The 24,168-nt window shown below is 58.9% G+C and carries 25 protein-coding genes and 2 tRNA genes; 17 read left to right on the top strand and 10 right to left on the bottom strand.

All coding sequences use genetic code 11. The features are described from left to right. The first annotated feature begins 88 nt into the window (after positions 1–88). Positions 89–835 (top strand): Nif3-like dinuclear metal center hexameric protein, encoded by a 747-nt coding sequence (locus IC609_RS02655; RefSeq protein ID WP_191817894.1) that lies wholly within the window; start codon positions 89–91, stop codon positions 833–835. A gap of 3 nt (positions 836–838) precedes the next feature. Further along, on the top strand, positions 839–1,894 hold the full coding sequence (gene pdxA, locus IC609_RS02650) for a 4-hydroxythreonine-4-phosphate dehydrogenase PdxA (RefSeq protein ID WP_191817893.1): 1,056 nt from the start codon (positions 839–841) through the stop codon (positions 1,892–1,894). 6 nt (positions 1,895–1,900) lie between these two features. Here pdxA and mscL read toward each other — a convergent pair whose 3' ends face one another. Further along, the gene (gene mscL, locus IC609_RS02645) at positions 1,901–2,335 is read right to left on the bottom strand and encodes a large conductance mechanosensitive channel protein MscL (protein WP_191817892.1); all 435 of its coding nucleotides are present in this window, start codon (positions 2,333–2,335) and stop codon (positions 1,901–1,903) included. 140 nt (positions 2,336–2,475) lie between these two features. On the opposite strand from mscL, the gene petA reads away from it, so the two are divergent. The 6 genes from petA to IC609_RS02615 all read left to right on the top strand — a co-directional run bounded on the left by petA (position 2,476) and on the right by IC609_RS02615 (position 6,579). Then, positions 2,476–3,072, top strand: coding sequence for a ubiquinol-cytochrome c reductase iron-sulfur subunit (gene petA / locus IC609_RS02640; protein ID WP_191817891.1), 597 nt, complete (start codon positions 2,476–2,478; stop codon positions 3,070–3,072). An 11-nt stretch (positions 3,073–3,083) separates the two neighbouring features. Continuing rightward, the gene (locus IC609_RS02635; RefSeq protein WP_191817890.1) at positions 3,084–4,496 is read left to right on the top strand and encodes a cytochrome b; all 1,413 of its coding nucleotides are present in this window, start codon (positions 3,084–3,086) and stop codon (positions 4,494–4,496) included. Between the two features lie 20 nt (positions 4,497–4,516). Then, positions 4,517–5,284 (top strand): cytochrome c1, encoded by a 768-nt coding sequence (locus IC609_RS02630; protein WP_408610989.1) that lies wholly within the window; start codon positions 4,517–4,519, stop codon positions 5,282–5,284. Positions 5,285–5,380: 96 nt separating this feature from the next. Beyond that, positions 5,381–5,992, top strand: coding sequence for a glutathione S-transferase N-terminal domain-containing protein (locus tag IC609_RS02625; protein ID WP_191817889.1), 612 nt, complete (start codon positions 5,381–5,383; stop codon positions 5,990–5,992). Positions 5,993–6,006: 14 nt separating this feature from the next. After that, positions 6,007–6,450, top strand: a complete 444-nt coding sequence (locus tag IC609_RS02620; protein WP_191818885.1) for a ClpXP protease specificity-enhancing factor — start codon at positions 6,007–6,009, stop codon at positions 6,448–6,450. Between the two features lie 53 nt (positions 6,451–6,503). Next, positions 6,504–6,579, top strand: a tRNA-Thr gene (locus IC609_RS02615). Positions 6,580–6,646: 67 nt separating this feature from the next. Here IC609_RS02615 and IC609_RS02610 read toward each other — a convergent pair. After that, positions 6,647–6,955, bottom strand: a complete 309-nt coding sequence (locus tag IC609_RS02610) for a DciA family protein (RefSeq protein ID WP_191817888.1) — start codon at positions 6,953–6,955, stop codon at positions 6,647–6,649. 210 nt (positions 6,956–7,165) lie between these two features. On the opposite strand from IC609_RS02610, the gene secA reads away from it, so the two are divergent. From secA to IC609_RS02590, 4 genes are all read left to right on the top strand, one after another. After that, on the top strand, positions 7,166–9,910 hold the full coding sequence (gene secA, locus IC609_RS02605; RefSeq protein ID WP_191817887.1) for a preprotein translocase subunit SecA: 2,745 nt from the start codon (positions 7,166–7,168) through the stop codon (positions 9,908–9,910). A gap of 95 nt (positions 9,911–10,005) precedes the next feature. Next, positions 10,006–11,235, top strand: coding sequence for a bifunctional glutamate N-acetyltransferase/amino-acid acetyltransferase ArgJ (gene argJ, locus IC609_RS02600; RefSeq protein WP_191817886.1), 1,230 nt, complete (start codon positions 10,006–10,008; stop codon positions 11,233–11,235). Then, positions 11,232–12,101: an ATP-binding protein gene (locus IC609_RS02595; RefSeq protein WP_191817885.1), complete on the top strand. Its 870-nt coding sequence runs from the start codon at positions 11,232–11,234 to the stop codon at positions 12,099–12,101. Before argJ ends, IC609_RS02595 begins: the two co-directional genes overlap by 4 nt. A gap of 5 nt (positions 12,102–12,106) precedes the next feature. Further along, positions 12,107–12,571, top strand: coding sequence for an NUDIX domain-containing protein (locus tag IC609_RS02590; protein WP_191817884.1), 465 nt, complete (start codon positions 12,107–12,109; stop codon positions 12,569–12,571). Between the two features lies 1 nt (position 12,572). On the opposite strand, the gene IC609_RS02585 is transcribed toward IC609_RS02590, so the two are convergent. The 7 genes from IC609_RS02585 to IC609_RS02555 form a co-directional block, all read right to left on the bottom strand. Then, complete coding sequence (locus IC609_RS02585; RefSeq protein ID WP_191817883.1) at positions 12,573–12,785, bottom strand: DNA gyrase inhibitor YacG; 213 nt, start codon at positions 12,783–12,785, stop codon at positions 12,573–12,575. Further along, positions 12,782–13,537 carry a cell division protein ZapD gene (gene zapD / locus IC609_RS02580; protein ID WP_191817882.1) on the bottom strand — a complete coding sequence of 252 codons (756 nt, stop codon included), beginning with the start codon at positions 13,535–13,537 and terminating at the stop codon, positions 12,782–12,784. The genes IC609_RS02585 and zapD overlap by 4 nt, the downstream gene beginning before the upstream one ends. Positions 13,538–13,561: 24 nt before the next feature. Continuing rightward, positions 13,562–14,179 (bottom strand): dephospho-CoA kinase, encoded by a 618-nt coding sequence (gene coaE / locus IC609_RS02575; protein WP_191817881.1) that lies wholly within the window; start codon positions 14,177–14,179, stop codon positions 13,562–13,564. A gap of 10 nt (positions 14,180–14,189) precedes the next feature. Further along, on the bottom strand, positions 14,190–15,017 hold the full coding sequence (locus IC609_RS02570) for a prepilin peptidase (protein ID WP_191817880.1): 828 nt from the start codon (positions 15,015–15,017) through the stop codon (positions 14,190–14,192). A gap of 3 nt (positions 15,018–15,020) precedes the next feature. Then, complete coding sequence (locus IC609_RS02565; RefSeq protein ID WP_191817879.1) at positions 15,021–16,235, bottom strand: type II secretion system F family protein; 1,215 nt, start codon at positions 16,233–16,235, stop codon at positions 15,021–15,023. Continuing rightward, positions 16,232–17,449 (bottom strand): GspE/PulE family protein, encoded by a 1,218-nt coding sequence (locus IC609_RS02560; RefSeq protein ID WP_191817878.1) that lies wholly within the window; start codon positions 17,447–17,449, stop codon positions 16,232–16,234. Before IC609_RS02560 ends, IC609_RS02565 begins: the two co-directional genes overlap by 4 nt. Positions 17,450–17,552: 103 nt before the next feature. After that, positions 17,553–17,744 (bottom strand): hypothetical protein, encoded by a 192-nt coding sequence (locus tag IC609_RS02555; RefSeq protein WP_191817877.1) that lies wholly within the window; start codon positions 17,742–17,744, stop codon positions 17,553–17,555. A 212-nt stretch (positions 17,745–17,956) separates the two neighbouring features. On the opposite strand from IC609_RS02555, the gene IC609_RS02550 reads away from it, so the two are divergent. After that, positions 17,957–19,921, top strand: coding sequence for a HAMP domain-containing methyl-accepting chemotaxis protein (locus IC609_RS02550; RefSeq protein ID WP_225223965.1), 1,965 nt, complete (start codon positions 17,957–17,959; stop codon positions 19,919–19,921). A gap of 71 nt (positions 19,922–19,992) precedes the next feature. Here the strand turns inward: IC609_RS02550 and IC609_RS02545 are convergent, their stop codons facing one another. After that, entirely contained in the window at positions 19,993–20,373 is a 381-nt protein-coding gene (locus tag IC609_RS02545) for a response regulator (RefSeq protein WP_191817875.1), read from the bottom strand. A 268-nt stretch (positions 20,374–20,641) separates the two neighbouring features. On the opposite strand from IC609_RS02545, the gene IC609_RS02540 reads away from it, so the two are divergent. The 4 genes from IC609_RS02540 to IC609_RS02525 all read left to right on the top strand — a co-directional run bounded on the left by IC609_RS02540 (position 20,642) and on the right by IC609_RS02525 (position 24,153). Then, a tRNA-Pro gene (locus tag IC609_RS02540) sits at positions 20,642–20,718 on the top strand. A gap of 166 nt (positions 20,719–20,884) precedes the next feature. Next, a complete protein-coding gene (locus IC609_RS02535) occupies positions 20,885–22,312 on the top strand; it encodes a hypothetical protein (RefSeq protein ID WP_191817874.1) in 1,428 nt (475 codons plus the stop codon). Between the two features lie 9 nt (positions 22,313–22,321). Next, the gene (locus tag IC609_RS02530) at positions 22,322–23,707 is read left to right on the top strand and encodes a tetratricopeptide repeat protein (protein ID WP_191817873.1); all 1,386 of its coding nucleotides are present in this window, start codon (positions 22,322–22,324) and stop codon (positions 23,705–23,707) included. Next, on the top strand, positions 23,698–24,153 hold the full coding sequence (locus IC609_RS02525; protein ID WP_191817872.1) for a hypothetical protein: 456 nt from the start codon (positions 23,698–23,700) through the stop codon (positions 24,151–24,153). The genes IC609_RS02530 and IC609_RS02525 overlap by 10 nt, the downstream gene beginning before the upstream one ends. Positions 24,154–24,168: the final 15 nt, after the last annotated feature.

Below are 24,168 nucleotides of genomic sequence, written 5' to 3'. Positions count from 1 at the left end.
CCGGGGTGTGGCTCGGAGAATGCTTGACCTGTACGGCGCATGCAAAGGCTTGCGCCACAATAGCGATTCACCCACACGCCACACACCCATGATCGATGCCAAAACCCTGGGCCAGACGCTGGACGCGCTGCTGCAGCCTGAGAGATTCCGCGACTACGGCCCCAACGGCCTGCAGGTCGAGGGTGGGCGTGACATCCGCAAGCTGGTCAGCGGCGTCACGGCCAGCCGTGCTTTGATCGAGGCGGCCATAGCCGCAGAGGCCGACGCTGTGTTGGTGCACCACGGGCTGTTCTGGCGAGGCCAGGATGGTCGCATCACCGGCTGGATGCGTGAGCGTTTGCGTTTGCTGCTGGCGCATGACATCCACCTGTTTGCTTACCACCTGCCGCTGGATGCGCACTCCGAGCTGGGCAACAACGCGCAGCTGGGCCGTGTGCTGGGCTGGCAGGCCGATGCCCGCTTTGGTGAACAGGATCTGGGTTTTGTGGGCGCTTGCGATCTGACCCATGCCGATGCGCTGTCGGCGCACGTGCAGTCGTTGCTGGGGCGCTCGGTGGTCTGCGTGCCGGGTGATGGGCGCGCCATTCGCCGTGTGGCCTGGTGCACAGGGGGCGCACAAGGGTATTTTGAAGCGGCCATCGCAGCCGGGGCGGATGCCTTCATCACGGGCGAAATCTCCGAGCCGCAGGCCCACCTGGCCAGAGAGACGGGCGTGGCCTTTTTGACCTGTGGGCACCATGCCACCGAGCGCTATGGCGCGCCCGCTGTGGCCGCGCATGTGGCGGCGCAGCTGGGGCTGGTGCACGAGTTCATCGACATCGACAACCCGGCCTGAGCCATGAGCGAACTCCATCCCCTGCCCATCGCCATCACGCCGGGTGACCCGTGCGGCATCGGCCCCGAGACCATCGCCAAAGCTTGGCTGCAAGCGCCGATCCTGACGCGGGGCTGCTTTGTAGCGGGCGATGTGGGTGTCATGCGCCGCGCAGCCGCCCTGGTGGCGTCGCCCGTGGGCCTGCCGGTTTGCGAAATCACCGCCGCCGCTGAGGCTTGGCAAGTGCCTGAGCGCTGCGTGCCCGTGCTGCAGGTGGTGGACGCGGCGCCTGTATTGCCTTGGGGGCAGATCGATGCCCGCGCAGGACGCTTGGCGGGTGAATGCGTGTTGTGGGCCACCCGGGCCGCCTTGCGCGGCGAGGTGGCTGCATTGGTCACCGCGCCGTTGCACAAAGAGGCTTTGCACGCCGCAGGGGTGCCCTGGAATGCGTACCCGGGTCACACCGAGTTGCTGCAAGCCGAGGCGGCTCGCCATGCCGGTGTGGCGCCGGGCGCCATGCCGGTGCGCATGATGCTGGCCAATGACGAGTTGCGCACGGTGCTGGTCAGCATCCATGTGTCGCTGCGCGATGCGCTGGAGGCCATCACCCATGAGCAGGTGTTGCAGACGCTGCGCATCACGCATGCATCGCTCAGCCGCTTGCTGGGGCACGCGCCTCGCATCGGGGTGGCGGGGGTGAACCCGCACGCAGGCGAAGGCGGTTTGTTTGGCCGGGAAGAAATCGAGGTGCTGCAACCGGCGCTGGCCCAGGCGCGCACAGAGGGCATGGATGTGCATGGGCCTTTTGCGCCGGACACCGTGTTCATGCGGGCCCGGCGCAAAGCCGACCAGCCGGGTGAGTTCGATGTGGTGATCGCGATGTACCACGACCAGGGCTTGATCCCGGTCAAGTACCTGGGGGTGGAGCAGGGCGTGAACGTCACCCTGGGCCTGCCCTTGATCCGCACCAGCCCGGACCACGGCACGGCCATGGAACTGGCCGGACAAGGCAGGGCAGACCCCAGCAGCCTGATCCAGGCCTTGCGCATGGCGCGCCAGCTGGCGGGTTTGCCGATCTGAGGACTTTCAGGACTTGTTTTTCAGGCTGTCGCGGATTTCGCGCAGCAGCAGCACATCTTCGCTGGGGGGAGGCGGCTCGGTGGGGGCTGCAGGGGCCGCATCGCGGCTGGCCGTCAGACGGTTCATTTGGCGAATGATCACGAAAATGATGAAGGCCAAAATGGCGAAGTTCAGCGCGACGGTGATGAAATTGCCATAAGCGAAGACTGCACCGAGTTTTTTGGCTTCGGCCAACGGCAGGCCCGCCGTTTGGCCCGACAGGGCAATGTAGTAGCCTGAAAAATCAAGTCCGCCGAACGCTTTGCTGACCAGGGGCATGATCAGGTCGCTGACGACCGAATCCACAATTTTGCCGAAGGCGCCGCCGATGATCACCCCGACAGCGAGGTCCATGACGTTGCCTTTGAGTGCAAAAGATTTAAATTCATGAATGAACGACATGGTGAAACTCCGTCGGTGAAGATGGGGATCATCCTGCCAGATTCGTTTGGCCACAGCGGCTTAAATTTTGTAAGAAGTCTGTCTGTTTCTGTCCGCTACAATCCAAGGTTGACCCAGATTCAGACTCGCAGAGGATTTCCATGAGTGATACCCCAGTCGACAGCAGCAAACGGACATGGCTTGTCGCCACCGGTGCTGCCGGAGCCGTCGGTGCAGTGGCCGTGGCCACCCCATTTGTCAGCACTTTCCAGCCATCCGAAAAGGCGAAAGCCGCCGGTGCCGCGGTGGAAGTGGACATTTCCGGCCTCAAACCCGGTGAAAAAATGACCGTGGAATGGCGCGGCAAGCCCGTGTGGATCATGAAGCGGACTTCCGATCAGCTGGAGTCTCTCAAAAAAACCGAGGCGCAGTTGGCCGACCCCAACTCGGATCGCAAGGCTTACCCCACCCCCGAGTACGCCAAGAACCAGCACCGCTCCATCAAGCCGGAAATTTTTGTCGGCGTGGGCATCTGTTCGCACCTGGGCTGCTCGCCTTCCGACAAGTTCCAGCCCGGCGCTCAGCCTTCGCTGCCCGATGACTGGAATGGCGGCTTCCTGTGCCCTTGCCATGGCTCGACTTTCGACCTGGCTGGCCGCGTGTTCAAGAACAAGCCCGCACCAGACAACCTCGAAGTGCCACCGCACATGTACCTGTCGGACACCAAGTTGTTGGTGGGTGAAGACAAGAAGGCCTGATGGAGAGAGACATGGCTGAATTCAAGGAAATTTCCCCCAACGCCTCAGCGGGCGCCAAACTGAGCAATTGGTTTGAAAACCGTTTCCCCACCGCCTTCGACGCCTACCGCGTCCACATGGCCGAGTACTACGCACCGAAGAACTTCAACCTCTGGTACATCTTCGGTTCGCTGTCCTTGCTGGTGCTGGTGATTCAGATCGTGACCGGCATCTTCCTGGTCATGCACTACAAGCCCGATGCCAATCTGGCATTTGCTTCGGTCGAGTACATCATGCGCGATGTGCCCTGGGGCTGGCTGATCCGTTACATGCACTCCACTGGCGCTTCGGCCTTCTTTGTGGTGGTGTACCTGCACATGTTCCGTGGCCTGATGTACGGCAGCTACCGCAAGCCGCGCGAGCTGGTCTGGATCTTCGGTTGCGCGATTTTCTTGTGCCTGATGGCCGAAGCCTTCATGGGCTACTTGCTGCCATGGGGCCAGATGTCCTATTGGGGCGCCCAGGTGATCGTGAACCTGTTCTCGGCCATTCCTTTCATTGGTCCTGACTTGGCTTTGCTGATCCGTGGCGACTTCGTGGTGGGCGATGCCACACTGAACCGCTTCTTCAGCTTCCACGTGATCGCTGTGCCGCTGGTCCTCTTGGGCTTGGTGGTGGCGCACTTGCTGGCTTTGCACGACGTGGGCTCCAACAACCCCGATGGCGTGGAAATCAAGGGCCCGAACGCCCCCAAGGATGCCAATGGCAAGCCATTGGATGGCATCCCTTTCCACCCTTACTACACCGTGCATGACATTTTTGGTGTGAGCGTCTTCCTGATGGCGTTCACAGCGATTGTGTTCTTCGCGCCTGAGCTGGGCGGCTACTTCCTGGAGTACAACAACTTCATCCCGGCCGATCCGCTCAAGACTCCGCCGCACATCGCGCCCGTCTGGTATTTCACGCCCTTCTATTCGATGCTGCGTGCCATCACCACCGAAATGATGTACGTCCTGATCGCTTGCGTGGTCGGTGGTGCTGTGCTGGCCGTCGTCAAGGGCAAGCTGCCTCAGGTGCTCAAGCTGGCCGTGGTCGGTGCTGCCGTGGTGATTTCTGCCCTGATGCTGTCGATCGATGCCAAATTCTGGGGTGTGGTCGTGATGGGTGGCGCTGTCGTCATCCTGTTCTTCCTGCCTTGGCTGGACAACAGCCCGGTCAAGTCGATCCGCTACCGTCCTGACTGGCACAAATACCTGTATGGCGTGTTTGTGATCATCTTCCTGATCTTGGGTTATTTGGGTGTTCAGCCACCTTCCCCCATCGGTGAGCGCGTGTCTCAATTCGGTACCCTGTTCTACTTTGGCTTCTTCCTGCTGATGCCCTGGTGGAGCCAGCTGGGTACGCCCAAGGCCGTGCCTGACCGCGTGACCTTCAAGCCTCACTGAGATCCCGGAGAGTGACGAACATGAAAAATCTGAAAAATATCGCTCTGGGCTTGGTGATGGCCCTCGGTTTGGCTGCAGGTGCTCACGCTTCCAGCGGTGGCGGCATTGCCTGGGACAAGGCGCCCGTCAAGACCAACGACCTGGCTTCCCTGCAAAACGGCGCCAAGCTGTTTGTGAACTATTGCCTGAACTGCCACTCTGCTGCTTTCATGCGTTTCAACCGCCTGAAAGACATCGGTCTGACCGACCAGCAGATCAAGGACAACCTGCTCTTCACGACCGATAAAGTGGGCGAGACCATGAAGGCCGCGATCGATCCCAAGCAGGCCAAGGAATGGTTCGGTGGCAACCCGCCCGACCTGACCGTGATCGCCCGCGCCAAAGCTGGCCAGGGCACAGGCGCTGACTACTTGTACACCTACCTGCGCACTTACTACCGTGACGAGACCAAGGCCACTGGCTGGAACAACATGGTGTTCCCGAGCGTGGGCATGCCGCACGTGCTGTGGGAGTTGCAGGGCGAGCGTCAGCCGATCTTCGAAGAACGCGAAGAGCATGGCCACACGGTGGAAGTTTTCACCGGCAAGTGGAAGCAGATCAAGCCTGGCACCATGACCCCCCTGCAATACGACCAGGCTGTGGGTGATCTGGTGAACTATCTGCAGTGGATGGGTGAGCCCGCACAGAACACACGCGTGCGCGTGGGTGTGTGGGTGCTGCTGTTCTTGTTGTGCTTCACTGTGATCGCTTGGCGCCTGAACGCCGCGTTCTGGAAAGACGTCAAGTAATCTTCCCCTTCGACCCGAAAGCTTCGGGTCTTGCAGAGTGGGTCGGCCTCCAAATGGCTGCCCACTCTTTTTGATTTTGTAGAGGAGCCTCTAGCCATGATGGTGCTTTATTCTGGAACCACTTGTCCCTTTTCCCATCGTTGCCGCTTTGTGCTGTTCGAAAAGGGCATGGACTTCGAAATCCGTGACGTTGACCTGTACAACAAACCCGAAGACATCAGCGTCATGAACCCCTACGGCCAGGTGCCGATCCTGGTGGAACGTGACCTGATTCTGTACGAGTCGAACATCATCAACGAGTACATCGATGAGCGCTTCCCACACCCTCAGCTGATGCCCGGTGACCCGGTGGACCGTGCCCGTGTGCGCCTGTTCCTGCTGAACTTTGAAAAAGAGCTGTTCACCCACGTCACCACGCTGGAAAACCGCGCGCTCAAAGGCAACGACAAGGCCCTGGAAAAAGCCCGTTCGCACATCCGCGACCGCCTGACGCAGCTGGCCCCCGTGTTCCTGAAAAACAAGTTCATGCTGGGCGACAACTTCTCCATGCTGGACGTGGCCATTGCACCGCTGCTGTGGCGTCTGGACTTCTACGGCATCGAGTTGTCCAAGAACGCCGCCCCGCTGCTCAAGTACGCCGAGCGCATCTTCTCGCGCCCAGCCTACATTGAGGCACTGACCCCTTCTGAAAAGGTCATGCGCAAGTAATCGCCATGCCGATCATGCAGGACGCGCAATTGCCTTCGACCCGGCCCTACCTGATCAGGGCTTTGTACGAGTGGTGCACTGACAACGGCTTCACGCCCTATGTGGCAGTGAAGGTCGATGCGTCGGTGCAAGTGCCCCGCGAGCATGTTCAAGGCGGCGAGATCGTCCTGAACATCAGCTATGACGCCACCAGCTCACTCAAGCTGGGCAACGACTTCATCGAGTTCAAGGCCCGTTTCGGTGGACAGGCACGCGACATCATGGTGCCAGTGCACCGGGTCATGGCGGTGTATGCCCGTGAGAACGGGCAAGGCATGGCCTTCCCAGTGAGCGACGATGAAGCGGCGCAGCCTTTGTCGGCTGTGCCTGCGCAAACGCCAGCGTCGCTGAACACGGCAGACGATGGCGATGCGCCACCGCCTGCGGGTCCGCGACCGGCACTCAAACGCGTGAAATAAAAATTCATCACGGGCGCAGACTCTGCGTTCTGTGAGGTTAGAATCTCACCCGTGCCGCTTTAGCTCAGTTGGTAGAGCACCCGCCTTGTAAGCGGTAGGTCGTCAGTTCGAATCCGACAAGCGGCACCACACATTGAAAAGGCCTTGATGCAAATCAGGGCCTTTTTCTTTGCCTGCTTTCAAGCTGGCCCCTCGCTCAGAGGCTGCGGCTTTGGACCTTGATGCGGATCGCGTTGACGGGCATGCCCTTGCTTTGCAGGTGGGCCTGCAAGGCGGGCACAAACTGGCGCAGTTTCGCGGCCACCGCGTTGGAGCTGACCAGCAGGCACCATTGCCCATCTTCAATGGGGCCTGCCTGCATGCTGGCGCGCAATGGGGCGGGCAGCAGGCTTTTGATGGCCTGCATCCGCTCGGATGATGCTTGGATCCGGCTGGCCAGCAAGGCAAAAGTCGGTGACTCGTGCGCAGCTTGCTGCAGGGGGATGGCGTGGTGGCGTCGTTGCATGGTGTGGCGGTCTTGACCAATTATCAATCAGACCTTGAGGCACAGGGGTGATTGGCACGTTTTCAGCCCGGAAATGCCTTGCTCACCCGCTAAAATCCAAGGTTGGCCGGGACAAGGGGGGGCTTGCTTCACCCCCGGCAGATTGCAACCTTTAACTAGACAGGACGAGCGGTCCAGGCGTGGCTTCAAGCCGCCTTGCACCGTGCAGACATGGCCATTCCATTCCTCACCAAAATTTTCGGCAGCCGCAACGACCGCTTGCTCAAGCAATACCGCAAGACCGTTGAGCGCATCAATGCCCTGGAGCCCAGTCTGGAAGGTTTGAGCGACGAGGCGTTGAAGGCCAAAACCCAAGAGTTCCGTGACCGACTCGCCGCTGGTGAAACGCTGGACGCCCTCTTGCCCGAAGCGTTTGCCGTGGTGCGTGAAGGCTCCAAGCGCGTGATGAAAATGCGCCACTTCGATGTGCAGCTGACGGGTGGCATTGCCCTGCACAACGGCAAGATTGCCGAGATGCGCACCGGCGAAGGCAAGACGCTGACGGCCACGCTGCCGGTGTACCTCAACGCGCTGGCAGGCAAGGGCGTGCATGTGGTGACGGTGAACGATTATCTGGCCAACCGCGATGCCCAATGGATGGCGCGCCTGTACAACTTCCTGGGCCTGACCGTGGGCATCAACCTGCCCAACCTCTCGCGCGAGGAAAAGCAGGCGGCCTACAACGCCGACATCACTTACGGCACGAACAACGAATACGGTTTTGATTACCTGCGTGACAACATGGTCTACGAGCCGCAGGACCGCGTTCAGCGCGTGCTCAATTTCGCCATCGTGGACGAGGTGGACTCCATCCTGATCGACGAGGCACGCACGCCCCTGATCATCAGCGGGCAGGCCGAAGACCACACTGCGGTCTACCTGGCCATGAAGCAGGTGGTGCCCCTGCTGACACGCCAGGAAGGCGAAGCCGATCCCCGCACGGGCGAGGGCATCATCACACCGGGCGACTTCACGGTGGATGAAAAATCTCACCAGGTGTTCCTGACCGAAGACGGCCACGAGAAAGCCGAGCAGGTGCTGGCGAAGCTGGGCTTGATCCCTGAAGGCGCAAGCCTCTATGACCCGGCCAACATCACGCTGATGCACCACCTGAACGCGGCACTGCGCGCGCAGCACCTGTACCACCGTGACCAGCACTACGTGGTGCAGGACGGTGAAATCGTGATCGTGGACGAGTTCACAGGTCGCCTCATGAGCGGTCGCCGCTGGAGCGATGGCTTGCACCAGTCGGTCGAAGCCAAGGAAGGGGTGCAAATCCAGGCCGAGAACCAGACCATGGCCTCGATCACCTTCCAGAACTACTTCCGCTTGTACACCAAGCTGGGCGGCATGACGGGCACGGCCGATACCGAAGCTTACGAGTTCCAGGAAATCTACGGTCTGGAGACCGTGGTCATTCCGCCGCACCGCAAGAGCCAGCGCGAAGACCAGCTGGACCGCGTGTACAAGACCGCCAAGGAAAAATACGATGCGGCCATCGCCGACATCCGTGAGTGCCACGACCGGGGTCAGCCCGTGCTGGTGGGCACCAGCTCGATCGAGAACTCTGAACTGATTTCCGAACTGCTGACCCGCGCCAAGCTGGACCACCAGGTGCTCAATGCCAAGCAGCACGCCCGTGAAGCCGACATCGTGGCCCAGGCCGGTCGCCCCGGCATGATCACCATCGCCACCAACATGGCCGGTCGCGGGACCGACATCGTGCTGGGCGGCAACATCGAAAAAGAAGTGCAGGCCATCGAAGCAGACGCATCGCTGTCCGAAGACGCACGCCAGGCCAAGGTGGCCGCCCTGCGCGAGGAATGGAAAAAGACGCACGAGCAGGTCAAGGCCGCAGGCGGTCTGCGCATCATCGCGACCGAGCGCCATGAGTCGCGTCGCATCGACAACCAGCTGCGCGGCCGCTCGGGCCGCCAGGGTGATCCCGGTTCTTCGCGTTTCTATTTGAGCCTCGACGACCCGTTGATGCGCATCTTTGCGGGTGACCGTGTGCGCGCCATCATGGACCGCCTGAAGATGCCCGAGGGCGAAGCCATCGAAGCGGGCATCGTGACCCGCAGCATCGAGAGCGCACAACGCAAGGTCGAGGCCCGCAACTTCGACATCCGCAAGCAGCTGCTTGAATACGATGATGTATCGAACGACCAGCGCAAGGTGATCTACCAGCAGCGCAACGACATCCTGGATGCGCAGGACCTGAATGCCCAGATGGCTTCGTTGCGCGAAGGGTGCTTTACCGATCTGGTGCGTCAGTTTGTGCCCCATGAGTCGGTGGAAGAACAATGGGACTTGGTCGGACTGGAAAATGTCCTGGCCAGCGAATGGCAGTTGCAACTGAATTTGCGTGAAAAAGTGCAGGCGTCCAGCGCCATCACCGACGAGGACATCCTCGAAGCTGTGATCGCTGCTGCGCATGTCCACTTCCAGGCCAAGCTGGACCTGGTGGGTGCCGAGAACTTTGTGTCTTTCGAGCGCATGGTTTTGCTGCAAAGCATCGACACGCACTGGCGCGAACACCTCAGTGCGCTGGACTACCTGCGCCAGGGCATCCACCTGCGTGGTTATGCCCAAAAGCAACCCAAGCAGGAATACAAGCGCGAAGCGTTTGAGCTGTTCGGTCAATTGCTCGACTCGGTCAAGAACGAAGTCACGCGTGTCTTGATGAATGTGCAGATCCAGTCCGGCGAGCAGGCCCAGGAAGCGGCTCAGTCGATCGAAGAGCGTGCCGAACACATCAGCAATGTGACCTACAGCGCGCCGGACGAAACCGGCGCAGAACACGTCACCACCGCAGACGGCTTTGACATCGGCCAGTTTGCCGGTGTGGGCCGCAACGACCCTTGCCCTTGTGGCAGTGGCAAGAAGTTCAAGCAGTGCCACGGCAAGCTGGCTTGATGCTGCATTGATTTTTCTCGGCGGGCTTCGGCCCGCTTCTCTTTGAGGCCTCCGATTGACGGAGCATTTCACCCGACATTCGCAGAAAGATTCTCATGCCCGTGAACCTGCCCCCCCTTGATCCCGCCCAGTTGCATCCGGTTGCCGGTGTGCGTTGGGGCATTGCCGAAGCCGGTGTGCGCAAAGCCAACCGCAAGGACCTGAGCCTCTTGCTGCTCGACGCCGGAGCGAGCGTGGCGGGTGTCTTCACCCAAAACCGTTTTTGCGCCGCGCCTGTGCAGGTCTGCCGTGAGCACCTGCAGGCCAACCAAGACATCCGCGCTTTGGTCATCAACACGGGCAACGCCAATGCAGGCACGGGCGCACCGGGCCTCGCCCACGCGCGCCAGACCTGCGAGGCTGTGGCGGCTTTGCTGTCATGCCAGCCGGGTCAGGTGCTGCCGTTTTCGACCGGCGTGATCATGGAGCCGCTGCCTGTGGACCGCATTGTGGCGGGCTTGCCAGCGGCCTTGGCAGATGCCGCGGCTTCGAACTGGGCCAAGGCCGCCGAAGGCATCATGACCACCGACACCGTGCCCAAGGCGGCCAGCGTGCAGCTGCAGATCGGTGGCAAAACGGTGAGCATCACCGGCATCAGCAAGGGCGCGGGCATGATCCGCCCCAACATGGCCACCATGCTGGGCTTTTTGGCCACCGACGCGGCCATTGCGCCTGAGCTGCTGCCCGCGCTGGCGCGCGAGCTGGCCGATGGTTCGTTCAACCGCATCACCATCGATGGCGACACGTCGACGAACGATTCCTTTGTGGTCATCGCCACGCACCAGGCGGGCCACGCGCCCATCACTTCCTGGGACTCTGCCGAAGGCCAGGCCCTCAAGGCCGCCATGTTGCAGGTGGCACGCCAGTTGGCACATGCCATCGTGCGCGACGGCGAAGGCGCGACCAAGTTCATCACCGTGCAGGTCGAAGGCGGCAAGACCCAGGTGGAATGCCGTCTGGTGGCTTATGCCATTGCCCACTCGCCCCTGGTCAAAACCGCCATGTATGCCAGTGACCCCAATTTGGGCCGCATCCTGGCGGCTGTGGGTTACGCAGGCATTGAAGACTTGGACCAGAGCCTGATCGAGCTGCACCTGGACGATGTGCATGTGGCCACCCTGGGCGGCCGCCACCCGGCTTACCAGGAAGAGGACGGCCAACGCGTCATGAAGCAGGCCGAGATCACCGTGCGCGTGGGCCTGGGCCGTGGCACCGCCAGTGACACCGTCTGGACCTGTGATCTGAGCCACGATTACGTGTCCATCAACGCCGACTACCGCTCATGAGCACCACCCTCGAACAACTGCTGGACAAGGTCAGCCAGCTGGTCGACCGCATTGATTCGGTTTTGCCCCAACCTTTGTCGGCGCCAGAATGGACGCAGGCCATCGCCTGGCGCTACCGCAAACGCTCGTCGGGCCATGGTGTGCTCGAGCCGGTGCGCCATGTGGCCGCCATGACGCTCGGCGACCTCAAGGAAATCGACGACCAGAAAGAAAAGCTGCAACGCAACACCGAGCAGTTCGTGCATGGCCGCCCGGCCAACAACGTGCTGCTCACGGGCGCGCGCGGCACGGGCAAGTCCTCGCTCATCAAGGCTTGCCTGAACACCTATGCCCCGCAGGGCCTGCGCCTCATCGAGGTGGACAAGGAAGACCTGACCGATTTGCCCGACATCGTCGAGGTGGTGTCGGGGCGTCCTGAAAAGTTTCTGGTCTATTGCGATGACCTGAGCTTTGAGGACGGCGAGCCCGGCTACAAGGCGCTCAAGTCTATCCTGGACGGCTCGGTCGCCGCCTCGACGCCCAACGTGCTGGTGTGCGCTACCAGCAACCGCCGCCACCTGCTGCCCGAGTACATGAGCGAGAACCTCACCTACAAGCACACGCCCGATGGCGAGGTGCACCCGGGCGAAGGGGTGGAAGAGAAGATTTCGCTGTCCGAGCGCTTTGGCCTGTGGATCAGCTTCTACCCTTTCTCGCAGGACGAATACCTGACCATTGCCAATCAGTGGCTGGGCGCATTGGGGGCCACGGCTGCGCAGATCGAAGAGGCACGGCCTGCCGCCTTGCTGTGGGCACTGGAGCGCGGCTCGCGCAGTGGCCGTGTGGCTTACCAGTTCGCCCGTGATTACATGGGCCGTGAGGCCTGAGTGTCATGGGCACATTGGTGGCCGATGGCGAGCGGGCCCGCGAGGGTGGTGCTGATCGCAAGGTGGTGGATGTCGCTGTCGGCATCCTGCTGCAGCCCGAGGGGGCCTTCTTGCTGACATCGCGCCCGGTGGGCAAGGTGTACGAAGGCTACTGGGAGTTCCCGGGCGGCAAGCTCGAAGTCGGTGAAACGGTGGAGCAGGCCTTGCGCCGCGAACTGCAGGAAGAGTTGGGCATCACGATCGGTGCTGCAGAACTTTGGAAAACCCAGATGGTGGACTATCCCCATGCCTTGGTGCGCTTGCACTTTTGCAAGGTGCGGGATTGGCAGGGGGACTTGCAGATGCGCGAGGGGCAATCGTTCGCGTGGCAGGTGCTGCCTGTGACAGAAACCCCTGTCTTGCCCGGCACAGTGCCTGTGCTGGCCTGGCTGGCCGAAGAGCGCAGTTTTTCAGGCCCCACTCACGCGTGAGTTACTGCAGCCTGGGGTCGCCAAACGGCTCGTCAGGCGGGGTGTCTTCCGGTAGGCGAAAACTCTCTTCGGCCCAAGCGCCCAGATCGATGCCTTTGCAGCGGGCCGAGCAAAACGGGCGGTAGGGGTTGCGTGGGCTGTACAGGCTCAGGCCTTCGCAACCGGGGCAGCGCACCCGGCGCTCGGCGAATTCGGGCTGGCTCGATCCGCTCATGCGCACAAGGACATTTCAAACGGCACGTCTTCGGTGCACGCCTGCAGCTTGCCGTCGGGCAATTGCTGCATCATGCGGATCACCACCACCAACCGGTTGCAGCTGATTTCGGGGGTGATGCCCAGGCTCGGGTCAATGCGCAAACGCAGCAGCTGGAAGCTGCGGCCTTGCGGCAGGTTTTGCTGCAGCTGGCCTTGCACGGCCATGACCTTTTGCTTGCTGCCCGATTCGCGCAGCATCTGGATCAAGAGGCCCACAGCTTGCGACAGCGAAGCGAATGGTGCCGTCCAGCGCGTCAGGTCGTCCAGGCGGCTCGCACTGTCGCGGTGTTGCCAGGCATGGTAAGCCGGGAGGTCGAACTCGCAGGTGCCGCCGGGGATCACGGCGCGGCTACGGATGCTCATCAGGAAATCGTTTTCGGTCAGGGACTGGCCGAGCTTGCCGTTGATGGCGTTGAGCGCTTCGAAATGCGTGTCCAGCTGGGCGATCACGCCGTCGAGCGCTTTTTCAGAAATCGCCGGATTGCCTCGGTAGCTGTTGTAAACCTGTTTCTGGCGTTCCAGGTCCTTCAAGACATCCGATTTGAGTTCGGAGCGCGAGGCCACTTCCATCACCTCAAAGAGCGTGGTCAGCGCAAAATGGTGGTCCATCGCGTCCGGGCGCGGCATCAACTGACCGAGCCGGTCAAACAGCTGTTGCAGCCGCAGGTAGGTGCGGATGCGCTCGTTGAAGGGGTATTCGTACAGGATCACGCAGCGTCTTTCAATCTGTCTGGATCATAGCCCGAAGTGATGGGCCATTTCGGTGACTTGGTGCTCCAGTTGTGGCAGGTTCAGCCCTTGGTTGAAAACCACCAGATCGGCGCAGGCCAGGCGCTGAACACGTGTGGCTTGCTGGGCGATGATGCGATCGACTTCATCGGCCGAGAGGCCACTGCGGGCCATGACCCGCTCGCGTTGGGTGGCGGGTTCGCAATCGACCACCCAGACCCGGTCGACCTGGCTGCGCCAGCGCTTGCCGGATTCGACCAGCAAAGGCACGTCAAACACCAGACAGCGCGCGCCTTGGGCGATGGCCGCTTCGGTCTGTTCGCGGGTGATGGTGCCCACCAACGGATGGATGATGGCTTCAAGCTGCTGGCGCGCCGCCGGGTCGCTGAACACCCGCTCGCGCATGGCTTGCCGGTCCATGGCGCCGTCTGCGCCGATCATGCCTGGACCAAACCGCTCGGCAATGGCGGGAATGGCCCGCCCGCCTGAGGCCGTGACGCTGCGCGAGATGGCGTCGGCGTCGATCACCGCTGCGCCCAGCCTGGCCAGCATGCCAGCCACGGTGCTTTTGCCGCTGCCGATGCCGCCCGTGAGGCCAATGCGCCAAGGAGGGGATGGGTTCATGTGTGCATGCTTACAAGGTCAACCAAGTGGAGCTGCCCCAGACCATCTGGACCACCCCGGCCAGGGCCAGGAACGGCCCAAACGGAATATAGCCGCCCGCAGGCAGACGCTGACGCCACTTGAGCCAGAGTCCGACCACCAGGCCGGACAGCGAAGCCACCATGACCAGGGCGATGAGGGCCTGCCAGCCAAACCAGGCCCCCAGGGCGGCGAGCAGTTTGAAGTCACCCTGGCCCATGCCTTCTTGGCCCGTCACCAAGCGAAACAGCCAGTACACGGACCACAGAAACAGGTAGCCGCCCACGGCCCCCCACAAGGCATCGGGCAGAGGCACGCTGCTGTAGCCCATGAGCGCGGCCAGCAGTCCCGCCCAGGTCAAGGGCTGGGTGAGGACATCGGGCAGCAAGGTGGTGCGGGCATCGATGACCGCCAGGGCCAACAAGGCCGCCGCAAAGCCCGCCCACGCCAGTGCCTGGCCCGTCAGCCCATAGCGGCCAAGGCTCCAGACAAACAGCGCGGCGGTGAGCAGCTCAACCGCAGGGTATTGCCAATGGATGGCAGCCTGACAATGGCGGCATTTTCCGCGCAGCACGAGGTAGCTCAGCACAGGGATGTTGTCATGCATGTGCAGCGGATGGGTGCAGTGCGGGCAGTGCGAGGCGGGGACCGCGAGGTTGAAATGGGGGCTTGGCGTTTCCGGTGCGTCATGCGCTGCTTGCCACTCCCGCTCCAGCATCAGGGGCAGGCGGTGGATCGCCACATTCAGAAAGCTGCCCACCACCAGGCCCAGCAGCGCGGCCAGTACCCAGGGTGCAAAAGCGAAGGCATCGGGCACCATGTCTCAAAAGACCTGGCCCAGGCGGAAGATGGGCAAATACATGGCCACAAGGATACCCCCGATCAGCCCGCCCAGGACCACAATGATCAAAGGCTCCAGCAAACTCGACAGGCCGTTGATCCGGTCATCCAGTTCATTTTCCATCAGCACACCCGCTCGGGCCAGCAGGCTCTCGAGTGCGCTGGTTTCTTCACCTGTGGCGCACAGTTGCACGATCATGTCTGGAAACCGCCCCGTGTGTGCCATGGCTTCGCTCAGGCTGCCGCCTTGCGAGACGCGGCGCTGCAAATGTTCGGTCAGGCGTACATAGACCGCGTGGTTGCAGGCTTGCCCTGCGGACCCCAGAGCTTCGGCCAAAGGCACGCCCGCGGCCAGCAATGCCGACAGGGTTTGTGTCCATCGGGCCACCACAGCGCTGCGCAGCAAGCCGCCCACCAGGGGCAGGCCCAGCAGCCAGCGGTCAGCCCTGCGCTGCCACGCTGGGTTGCGTTGCCAATGTTGCCAAAGCCAGGGCAACAGCAAGAGGGCGGGTAGCACGGCCCAGCCCGATTGGCCAATGAGTTGGCTCAGGTTCAACACCCATTGCGTGGGCCAAGGCAGGTCCGAGCCAAAAGCCTTGAACACATCTTCAAACACGGGCACCACGTACAGCATGATCAAGACCAGTACGGCCAGCGCCACCACGATGACGGCACACGGGTACATGAGGGCTGAGCGCACCCGTGAACGCAGGGCGTCGTTTTTCTCGAGCGTGGCCGCCAGCCGCTCCATCATGGTGTCCAGAATGCCTGCAGCCTCGCCCGCGCTGACCATGCTGATGTACAACCCACTGAAGTGTTCTGGGTGCAAGGCCAGTGCGGCGTGCAGCGCCATGCCCGATTCCACATTCGAGCGCACGGTGCCCATCAATTCTTTCAAGGCGCGGGTGCTGGCACTGCGCGAGACCATTTGCAAAGCGGGCACCAGGGGCACGCCTGCACGCAGCAGCGCTGCCAGCTGGCGCGTCATGGGGGGCAGTTCACGGGCGCGGATGGCATTGGAGGGGGCCCACCACAGGCGCTGCAACCGCGTGATCCGCACCCCTTGCCTGCGCAGCAGGGCGCGTGCCAGTTCGGCGTTTTCTGCCTGGATCTGCCCTGTGGCGGGTGTGCCTTGCGGGCCATGGCCATGCCAGAGGAATGTGGGCATGGCGCGCTCGGGCTGAGACGGGCGGCTCATGCGGGTTCTCGCGTGGCGGCCAGCACCTCGTCCAGAGAGGTGATGCCTGCGAGCACTTTGTGCAGACCCGCCTGGCGTAGGCTGGCGATGCCTTCGCGCCGGGCTTGCTGGGCCAGTGCCTGGTGGCCCACTTCCTGCAGCACCAGTTCTTGCATGGACGCGCTCACCGGCATGACTTGGAAAATCCCGGTCCGGCCTTTGAAACCCTTGTGGCAATCGCTGCAGCCCACAGGGGCATAGACGGTCATGGCCTCCTGGCCTGTTTCGGGGGTATCCCACCCGGCCAGCCGCAACGCGTCGCGGCTCAGGGTTTGCGGCTGGCGGCAGCGCTCACACAGGCGGCGCACCAGCCGCTGCGCTGTGACCAGGGAGACGCTGGCCGCGATGTTGTAGGGTGCCACCCCCATGTTGCGCAGCCGCACCAAGGTGCCTGTGGCATCGTTGGTGTGCAGGGTGGACAGCACCAGGTGGCCGGTCTGCGAGGCCTGGATGGCGATTTGTGCTGTCTCCAGGTCGCGGATTTCGCCCACCATCAAAATGTCCGGGTCTTGCCGCAAGAAGGCGCGCAGCGCCACAGCAAAGGTCAGTCCGGGTTTGTCCTGCACATTGACCTGGTTGATGCCCGGCATCTGGATTTCGCAAGGGTCCTCCACCGTGGCGATGTTGACTTCAGGGGTATTGAGCAGGTTCAGGCAGGCGTAGAGCGATTGCGTCTTGCCCGATCCTGTCGGGCCCGTGACCAGGACCATGCCGTGTGGCCGCTGGATCGCTTCCTTGAGCCGCTGCAAATCCTGCGGCTCGTAACCCAGTGAGGTCAGGTCCAGCTGTGCCTGTTGCGCATCCAGCACGCGCACCACCAGTTTCTCGCCAAACAGCGTGGGCAACGTGCTCACCCGCAAGTCCAGCTCGCGTCCGCTGGCCAGTTGCAGCTTCATGCGCCCGTCTTGCGGCAAGCGTTTTTCGGCGATGTCCAGGCGCGACATGACCTTGATGCGCGAGGCCAGTCGGTCCTTGAAAGCCATCGGGGGTTGATCGATTTCGCGCAATTCTCCGTCAATGCGCATGCGAACGCGGTAGTGGTGTTCGTAGGGTTCGAAATGCAGGTCAGACGCTCTCAGTGCCACGGCCCGTTCCAGGAGGTTCTGGACATAGACCACGACCGGTGCGTCTTCCATGGCGCCCATACGCGGCGCGCTGCTGAGGCTTTCCCGCATGCATCCCCCTGTGGATCATGAATGTTTTTGTATTCGAATGATCCGACGGATGCGCGGCCTTGTCCAGACCCGGCCGCCTCACAGTCCGGGCGGAGTACAGCGTTCAGGCGTAACGGTCCACATGGCGACCTTTTTCCGCTTGGTGCGCGGCTTCGGCCCTGGCTTCTTGCGCAGCCCGCGATGCCTGATTTTTCTGGTCGACCGTCTCGGGGCGGCTGTTTTGTGCAGGCTTGGTCTGCTGGACCGGCCGCTCTGGCTGAATGCGTGTGGGTCGGTCAGTGATAGGGGTGGTCATGCGTGTCTCCTGGTGTTGAGTGGGGCAGGTCAACCCCCGTGGGCTGTGAAGGCCATCATGACCCGACCCAAAAGGGTTTTGCACTGGGTTTCGCCAGTCCAAACACCAGGGTCGAAACCTCGTGCCGGGTTTTGATTGTTCATTAAAACAATTATATTTATGAAAATATCAAATATTATTCGAATATTGCGAAAAATATTGACCTCAAAGCCATGTCACTGATATCCCTTCTGATGCCCCAGCGTTTTGCGGCCAAATTGAATGCGTTTTTGATTTGCATGGTGATGGCCATGCTGCTGATGGTCGGTTTGGCCTACCACCACCTGAAAACGATCGAAAGCGCCAACCACCAGATGCAGACGCAAGCCTTGGTCAAAGTTGAAGCTGTTCTGGACAGCAAATCCACCTTCTTTAACCTGCTGCGTCGCATCAGCCGCGTGCCCTACACCACCGTCGACGAAGAAAAAGCCCGGATGCACAAAGTGGCCGATGAGGGGGCCAAAGAGTTGGTGGCTTTGCTGGCCAAGGTGGGGACGCTTGTTCTCACCGAAGAGGAAAAAAAGCAATTTACCGAATTGCAAAAAGATGTCGATGCGTTTTTGAAATCCACGACCGAGTTGTTGCAGCTGATGGACCAAGGTGACTACCAGCCCGCAGCCAAATTGCTGCTCAATAAGGAAGTGCGAGGGCAGATCAACCGCATCGACAGCACCATTCAAGCCATGGTGGATGCCTGGAACAAGGAGTTTGCCGCGTTGGCCAACGAGGTCACCGACAGCATTGATCTTGCGATCCAGGAAATTTTGCTGATTTTTGCAATTTCGTTGCTGCTGATGATTGTGTTGTCTCAGTTGCTCAAGCGGCAAATCCTCGGGCCGGTCAAAGCACTGCAGTCTTCGATTGAAAAGATCGAGTCCAGTGGCGATCTGGGTTTGCGGGTGCCGGTATTGGCCCAGGACGAAATTGGGCAAACAGCCAAGGCATTCAACCAGTTGATGATCGCCATGCAGTCCTCCGTGAACCAGGTCAATGAAGTGGTTCAGGCCTTGTCGGATGGTGATTTTTCGCAAAAAGTCAATGCGCCTTTGCGGGGTGACCTGGGGACGATGAAAGATGCGGTGAACTTGAGCGTGGACAGCATTCATGCCACGATGGCCAGCCTCAACAGCGTCATGCAAGCCCTCTACAACGGTCAATTTGATGTCCGCTCCGATGCCTCGGTCAAGGGCGAATTCAAGCAAGCGATCGACCTGGCCACGCAGGCCATGCAATCGCTGCAAAGCATGCTGGGTGAAGTTGGTGTGGTGATGAACGGGGTTGCGCAAGGCGATCTGACCTTGCGGGTTCAAACATCAGGCCGCGGTGACTTGGCCTTGCTGCGCGACAACCTCAACAAATCGCTGGTGACACTCGGTGGCACCATGAAAGCCATCCACCTCAATACCCGCCAAGTGGCGGCAGCTGCCAACGAATTCACCACCGCCATTGGACAAATTTCGGACGGTGCACAAGGGCAAAAGCACGCCATGCGTCAGGTTTCGAGCGCGGTCAACCAGACCGCTTCCGCGGTGGTGGACGTTTCCCGCAACACCGCAGAAGCGAGCAACAAATCGCGCGCCGCCATGGAGCTGGTGAGGAGCGGTCAAGTCAAGATGGCCACCATGGTCGATGTGGTGAACAACATCGCCCTCAACTCTGAAAAAATCAACAAAATCACCGAAGTGATCGAAGGAATCGCCAATAAGACCAATTTGCTGTCGCTGAATGCGGCCATCGAAGCCGCCCGGGCAGGAGAGCATGGCAAAGGCTTCTCTGTGGTGGCAGAAGAGGTGGGCAAGTTGGCCAGCAGCAGTGCTGAAAGCACCCAGCAAATCACACACCTTGTGCACCAGGCGGCTGCGGAAGCTGCGCGTGCCGTGGAGACTGTGCGTCAAGTCGCCGACGACATGGCCCGCATCGAGGTGAGCACACATGCCAGCGATGACATGCTGCAACGCATTTCAGCGGCCATGGAGCAGCAAAGCGCTGCCGTGGAGGAAATCAACGCCAACATCAGCAGCCTTGACAAGATCGCGGACAACAATGCTTCGGCATCCGAAGAAATCACGGCCACGGTCATGGAGTTGTCGCAGTTGGCGGAAGCCACACGCAACGAAGTCGATAAATTCAGAGTTTGACGTGGCGCCTGCTGGCGGGCTGCTGACCGGTACGGAGCAGCCCAGGCCAGCGCGGGAGGTACAGGCGCGAATCAGGTCGCGGCGTCGGCCATGGCCTGTTGAACCATGGCAATCAGCTCGGCGGTTTTGAAGGGTTTGCCAATGCTGGCGGTGGCCCCAGGCACATGGATGCTGTCGATGCCCAGCCTGCGCACCACCGAACCCGGGCTGCCGGAAGCCACGATGATGGGCAAACGCGGAAACTTTTCGCGCACCAGTTTGACGAAGTCAACACCGTTCATGCCGGGCATCACCAGGTCGGTGATGATGAGGTTGACGGCCACCTGGTCCAGCCACTCCAGTGCTTCCTGGCCATCGCCCGCGCCAATGACTTTGTAACCATGAACCTCCAGCATTTCCTGGACACCCTCGCGCAGCAGAACTTCGTCTTCAACAAGCAGTATGGTCGTCATGGTTTGAGCAATCAGTGAAGGTTGTATTTTAATTCGATATCACTGCGAAATTTGTAAAATCTAATGATTTCATCAAGGTAACGAATCCGTACCACGGCATGGCCATTGAGACATGAGTGACAGAGATCCATTCACAGAGGCCATCACTGCGGCCCTTTACCGGCTTGCCAGCTATGCCACGCAGCATCTCATGGACGATGCGGCCATGCTGGCGTTCATTTTTTCGTGACAGCGCGCAACAGGTGCGTGGCTATAATCCGGGCCCAATCGGGGTGTAGCTTAGCCTGGTAGAGCGCTACGTTCGGGACGTAGAGGCCGGAGGTTCGAATCCTCTCACCCCGACCAATTTCTTCAATGAAATCAACAACTTAGCAACTCGATTGCTCTGTTTTGTAGTTTAGTTTAAGCTAAACTACAAATGCTTGATTTCGTAAAAATAAGTTCTTTGGTTTGCAAAAAACACGTTGCGGAGCGTATCTGCAGCGTGTTTTTTTCTTTGGGGGCTGCATAGATGGCACGTGCAGCAGCAAAGAAGGCAGTTCTCAGCGTCGTGCAAATCGACGGTGGTGCGACGAAGCATCGCACTTCTGCCCTCAACCTCACGCACGTTCCCAACTATCCAAAGAAGCTCGTTGTCTATCAGCTTGCAGCGTCGCCCTTTTGGTGGGTGCGCTACTACGCTGACGGAAAAATCCTTCGTCGCAGCACAAAGGAAACAGACAAGCGGCGTGCAATCGAGTTCGCCAAAGACTTCTACGACGAAGTCAATTACAAGCAGCGACAAGGGCTGGTGCTCAACAGTCGTGCAGACTTTGAGATGTGCGCTGCGGCTTTGCTCGAACAGCAAGACGCAAAGGTGCAGCGCGGTGAGATGTCGGCAATGATGCAGCAGAACGATAGGTATCGGCTGCAGAAGGAAGTGCTGCCCTACTTCCGCAGCTACGACTTGAAGAGCATCGACTACTTCGTCATTGAGAAGTTCATCAACAAGCTCAGTGCCGACAAGCTCACAGCACCCACCATCAGCAACTATTTGGGGCTTGTCCGCAAGACGTTGGGCTATGCACAGCGCAGGGGCTACATCGAAGCTGTGCCGCAGTTCCCCAAAGTCAAAAAGGTGGATGCACCGCGCGGTTGGTTCAACACAAAGGAATACCGCAAGCTGTGGAGTGCAGCACGCAAGCTCAGTGGGCAAACGTGGGAGATACGCAAGTTCGTCGATGCCAACGGCAAAGAGGAAATCTTCACAGCCCAACGACAGCCCTCCACCTACAAGCCACGTGCTGCGGCACAGAAGGCACTACAGCAGAAGATTGCAGCGAGCCAACTGCTGCGGCGTGTGGAGATGACAGAGGACTTGCGGAACCTCATCGTCTTTATGACGAACAGCTTCATACGCCCAACGGACATCAAGTGGATGCAGCACAAGCACATTGAGGTAATTGAGGGCGTGCATACCTATCTGCGTATGTCGCTGCCCACAAGCAAGAAGCACGACAAGCCTATTGTGTCGATGGCTGCTGCTGTGCATTACTACCGTCGGCAGAAGGCGCTGCATTGGAGCGACGACAAGCGGAAGAATAGAGCGACAGCAGAGGACTACGTGTTTCTGCCCTCGTATGGGCGCACGTCTGCAGCGGACACAAAGGAACAGATTGAAAAGCGTAGGGGTGCAGCACTGACACAACTACAGCGTCAGTTCAGCGTCTTGCTTGCTCACTGTGGGCTTGCAGAAGGGGCACGTGGGGAAGAGCGCAGCCTTTACAGCCTACGACACACTTGCATAATGTACCGTTTGCTTTATGGCGAGGGTTTGGACTTGCTCACACTCGCACGCAACGCACGCACATCAACGGAAATGATTGAGCGTTTCTATGCGTCCCACTTAGAAGGTGAGATGAATATTGAGATGTTGCAGAGCAAAAGACAAAGAAAGTAAAGGCTGTAAATGGCGAAATACTTACCACTACCAAATGGTGATTCGGCAAAAGTTAATGACAATGTAACTGAAGCCGAAGCCTTGAATAAAGCAATTAAAAAATATCCAGAAATATTCTTTGTCAAGGATTCATGGAAGTGCGGAGTGGAATCATATTACGCTCCGATACCACTTCCCAGTGGGGGGTATGCCTGCGGATTCGTCGCCTATAACGAAGCTATGTCAAAGGGCATGTCTGCATCTGCAGTAGTGGGAAAAGATTCTACGCATGTGGGCAAAAATATTGAGGAGGTGAGTTTGATGAGTGCATTCATACCCGTATTAATAGCCTCCATATTGGGCTTCGGAGCGGCTTTTTATTTTGCGAAGAGGTTGAGGCAGAAATACAAATCAAAAGTTCAATCTGCCCTTATCCTCATCTTAATGATTTCCATTGGCATTGGCTTGACGGGAATTTTTAATGAATTGATTAGTTTTCCGCTGGCTGGGTTGAAAATAAGATATGAAAAAATAGTGCAGTTCATAATAGCAAATTTGATAGTATTTCCAGCGGTGCTATGGGGAATTATCGTTATGCTCGGTAAGGCAAAAACTGAAGAGTCAAGTCAAGCGGGATTGAGGGATTTATCTAACGGGAATGCTGGCTTTAATAAATTGCAGCCCAATAAAATCCCACTTATGGAAGATGCGTATTCGGCAATCTCTACTGGCGAGGAGCGCGACAAATTCGAATCGAAGGTAGGTGATGCATTAAATGATTCGAGTAAGCCCGACGTCAAAGTACATGATCTATCCAATGAAGAGATTAATTTGCTTTATGCTACTGCATTAGAGGAAATCGAGTCAAATAGAAAAGATAAAGGTGTTTGGGCGAAATCTTTGGCTCAATCAGAGGGTGATATCAAACGAGCAGAGGCGAAATATATAGAAGAGAGATTTACGGCGCTTAAGTCCAAAGCGGTAAACGATAAAATGCTGGGACATAATGCATTGGCGTATAGGGAGTTGGAGGCAAAGGCTAACAAAGGCGACGCCAATTCAATCTATGAACTCGCGAATATTAGCTATAACGGAACATACGGAAAAGAGCGAAAGCTGGAGGATGCCTTTAAGCTGATGCGAGAGGCTGCATATTTGGGTAGTGCAAAGGCTCAACACTCACTCTCGTCGCTGTATTGGAAGGGAGAGGGTGTGGCCGCGAATAAAATATATGCGCATGCTTGGGCGGTAATAGCCTCGACAAACGTGTCAGACGCCAAACATAATGTCACTTTTTTCCAAAAGCAGATGAATATGAATGAGATATACGCAAGCGACGAGCTTGTTGCAGAGTTAAAAAAGAGTCTGTCTTCAAAGCATCCAACTATAACGGATAGCTATCAAAAGTGGCAGTGATGCTGAGGTATGAAGGGCTTGCAAAAGGTTGCTGCACGCAAAGACAGATTGAGGATTACGGGAAATTTTTGATATCAAAAATATCAGAGGCTCAATTGATAGTTAAGCGGTGCGTTGATGATGAAAGTTTTTCGGCTACTAAAAACCACTGTCACGACAATGTAGATGAGTATTGCAATATAAATAAAAATGCAAATCCGATAAGAGGATGGATTTGCGTTGATGCCGTAGCAAGCCCTTTCGTAATATTTGTATCACACTCTATAGTTAGAATGGTCAGCGGCGAACTTATCGACATAACGCCTATGAATAAAGATTTGCAGGAGTATAAATTTCTTCCGTCTTATCTGAATGATGAGGAATTTGCTGAATTGGTGGAGCATCTTTTTGTAAATCAAGGAAATACCAACATAATGGTAAAAAACCCGCACAAGGCGGGCTTTTAGTGTCGATTAAATTGA

This window comes from Limnohabitans radicicola (assembly GCF_014837235.1).
GTDB classification, from domain to species: Bacteria; Pseudomonadota; Gammaproteobacteria; order Burkholderiales; family Burkholderiaceae_C; genus Limnohabitans_A; species Limnohabitans_A radicicola.
Note: the sequence above shows the minus strand (reverse complement) of the source record. Positions and strands in the feature narration are given on the sequence as shown.

What these genes read in the sequence shown, in the direction of transcription:
- IC609_RS02655 (WP_191817894.1), top strand. Translation starts at nt 89, where the DNA reads ATGATCGATGCCAAAACCCTGGGCCAGACGCTGGACGCGCTGCTGCAG.
- pdxA (WP_191817893.1), top strand. Translation starts at nt 839, where the DNA reads ATGAGCGAACTCCATCCCCTGCCCATCGCCATCACGCCGGGTGACCCG.
- mscL (WP_191817892.1), bottom strand. Translation starts at nt 2,335, where the DNA reads ATGTCGTTCATTCATGAATTTAAATCTTTTGCACTCAAAGGCAACGTC.
- petA (WP_191817891.1), top strand. Translation starts at nt 2,476, where the DNA reads ATGAGTGATACCCCAGTCGACAGCAGCAAACGGACATGGCTTGTCGCC.
- IC609_RS02635 (WP_191817890.1), top strand. Translation starts at nt 3,084, where the DNA reads ATGGCTGAATTCAAGGAAATTTCCCCCAACGCCTCAGCGGGCGCCAAA.
- IC609_RS02630 (WP_408610989.1), top strand. Translation starts at nt 4,517, where the DNA reads ATGAAAAATCTGAAAAATATCGCTCTGGGCTTGGTGATGGCCCTCGGT.
- IC609_RS02625 (WP_191817889.1), top strand. Translation starts at nt 5,381, where the DNA reads ATGATGGTGCTTTATTCTGGAACCACTTGTCCCTTTTCCCATCGTTGC.
- IC609_RS02620 (WP_191818885.1), top strand. Translation starts at nt 6,007, where the DNA reads ATGCAGGACGCGCAATTGCCTTCGACCCGGCCCTACCTGATCAGGGCT.
- IC609_RS02610 (WP_191817888.1), bottom strand. Translation starts at nt 6,955, where the DNA reads ATGCAACGACGCCACCACGCCATCCCCCTGCAGCAAGCTGCGCACGAG.
- secA (WP_191817887.1), top strand. Translation starts at nt 7,166, where the DNA reads ATGGCCATTCCATTCCTCACCAAAATTTTCGGCAGCCGCAACGACCGC.
- argJ (WP_191817886.1), top strand. Translation starts at nt 10,006, where the DNA reads ATGCCCGTGAACCTGCCCCCCCTTGATCCCGCCCAGTTGCATCCGGTT.
- IC609_RS02595 (WP_191817885.1), top strand. Translation starts at nt 11,232, where the DNA reads ATGAGCACCACCCTCGAACAACTGCTGGACAAGGTCAGCCAGCTGGTC.
- IC609_RS02590 (WP_191817884.1), top strand. Translation starts at nt 12,107, where the DNA reads ATGGGCACATTGGTGGCCGATGGCGAGCGGGCCCGCGAGGGTGGTGCT.
- IC609_RS02585 (WP_191817883.1), bottom strand. Translation starts at nt 12,785, where the DNA reads ATGAGCGGATCGAGCCAGCCCGAATTCGCCGAGCGCCGGGTGCGCTGC.
- coaE (WP_191817881.1), bottom strand. Translation starts at nt 14,179, where the DNA reads ATGAACCCATCCCCTCCTTGGCGCATTGGCCTCACGGGCGGCATCGGC.
- IC609_RS02570 (WP_191817880.1), bottom strand. Translation starts at nt 15,017, where the DNA reads ATGGTGCCCGATGCCTTCGCTTTTGCACCCTGGGTACTGGCCGCGCTG.
- IC609_RS02565 (WP_191817879.1), bottom strand. Translation starts at nt 16,235, where the DNA reads ATGAGCCGCCCGTCTCAGCCCGAGCGCGCCATGCCCACATTCCTCTGG.
- IC609_RS02560 (WP_191817878.1), bottom strand. Translation starts at nt 17,449, where the DNA reads ATGCGGGAAAGCCTCAGCAGCGCGCCGCGTATGGGCGCCATGGAAGAC.
- IC609_RS02555 (WP_191817877.1), bottom strand. Translation starts at nt 17,744, where the DNA reads ATGACCACCCCTATCACTGACCGACCCACACGCATTCAGCCAGAGCGG.
- IC609_RS02550 (WP_225223965.1), top strand. Translation starts at nt 17,957, where the DNA reads ATGTCACTGATATCCCTTCTGATGCCCCAGCGTTTTGCGGCCAAATTG.
- IC609_RS02545 (WP_191817875.1), bottom strand. Translation starts at nt 20,373, where the DNA reads ATGACGACCATACTGCTTGTTGAAGACGAAGTTCTGCTGCGCGAGGGT.
- IC609_RS02535 (WP_191817874.1), top strand. Translation starts at nt 20,885, where the DNA reads ATGGCACGTGCAGCAGCAAAGAAGGCAGTTCTCAGCGTCGTGCAAATC.
- IC609_RS02530 (WP_191817873.1), top strand. Translation starts at nt 22,322, where the DNA reads ATGGCGAAATACTTACCACTACCAAATGGTGATTCGGCAAAAGTTAAT.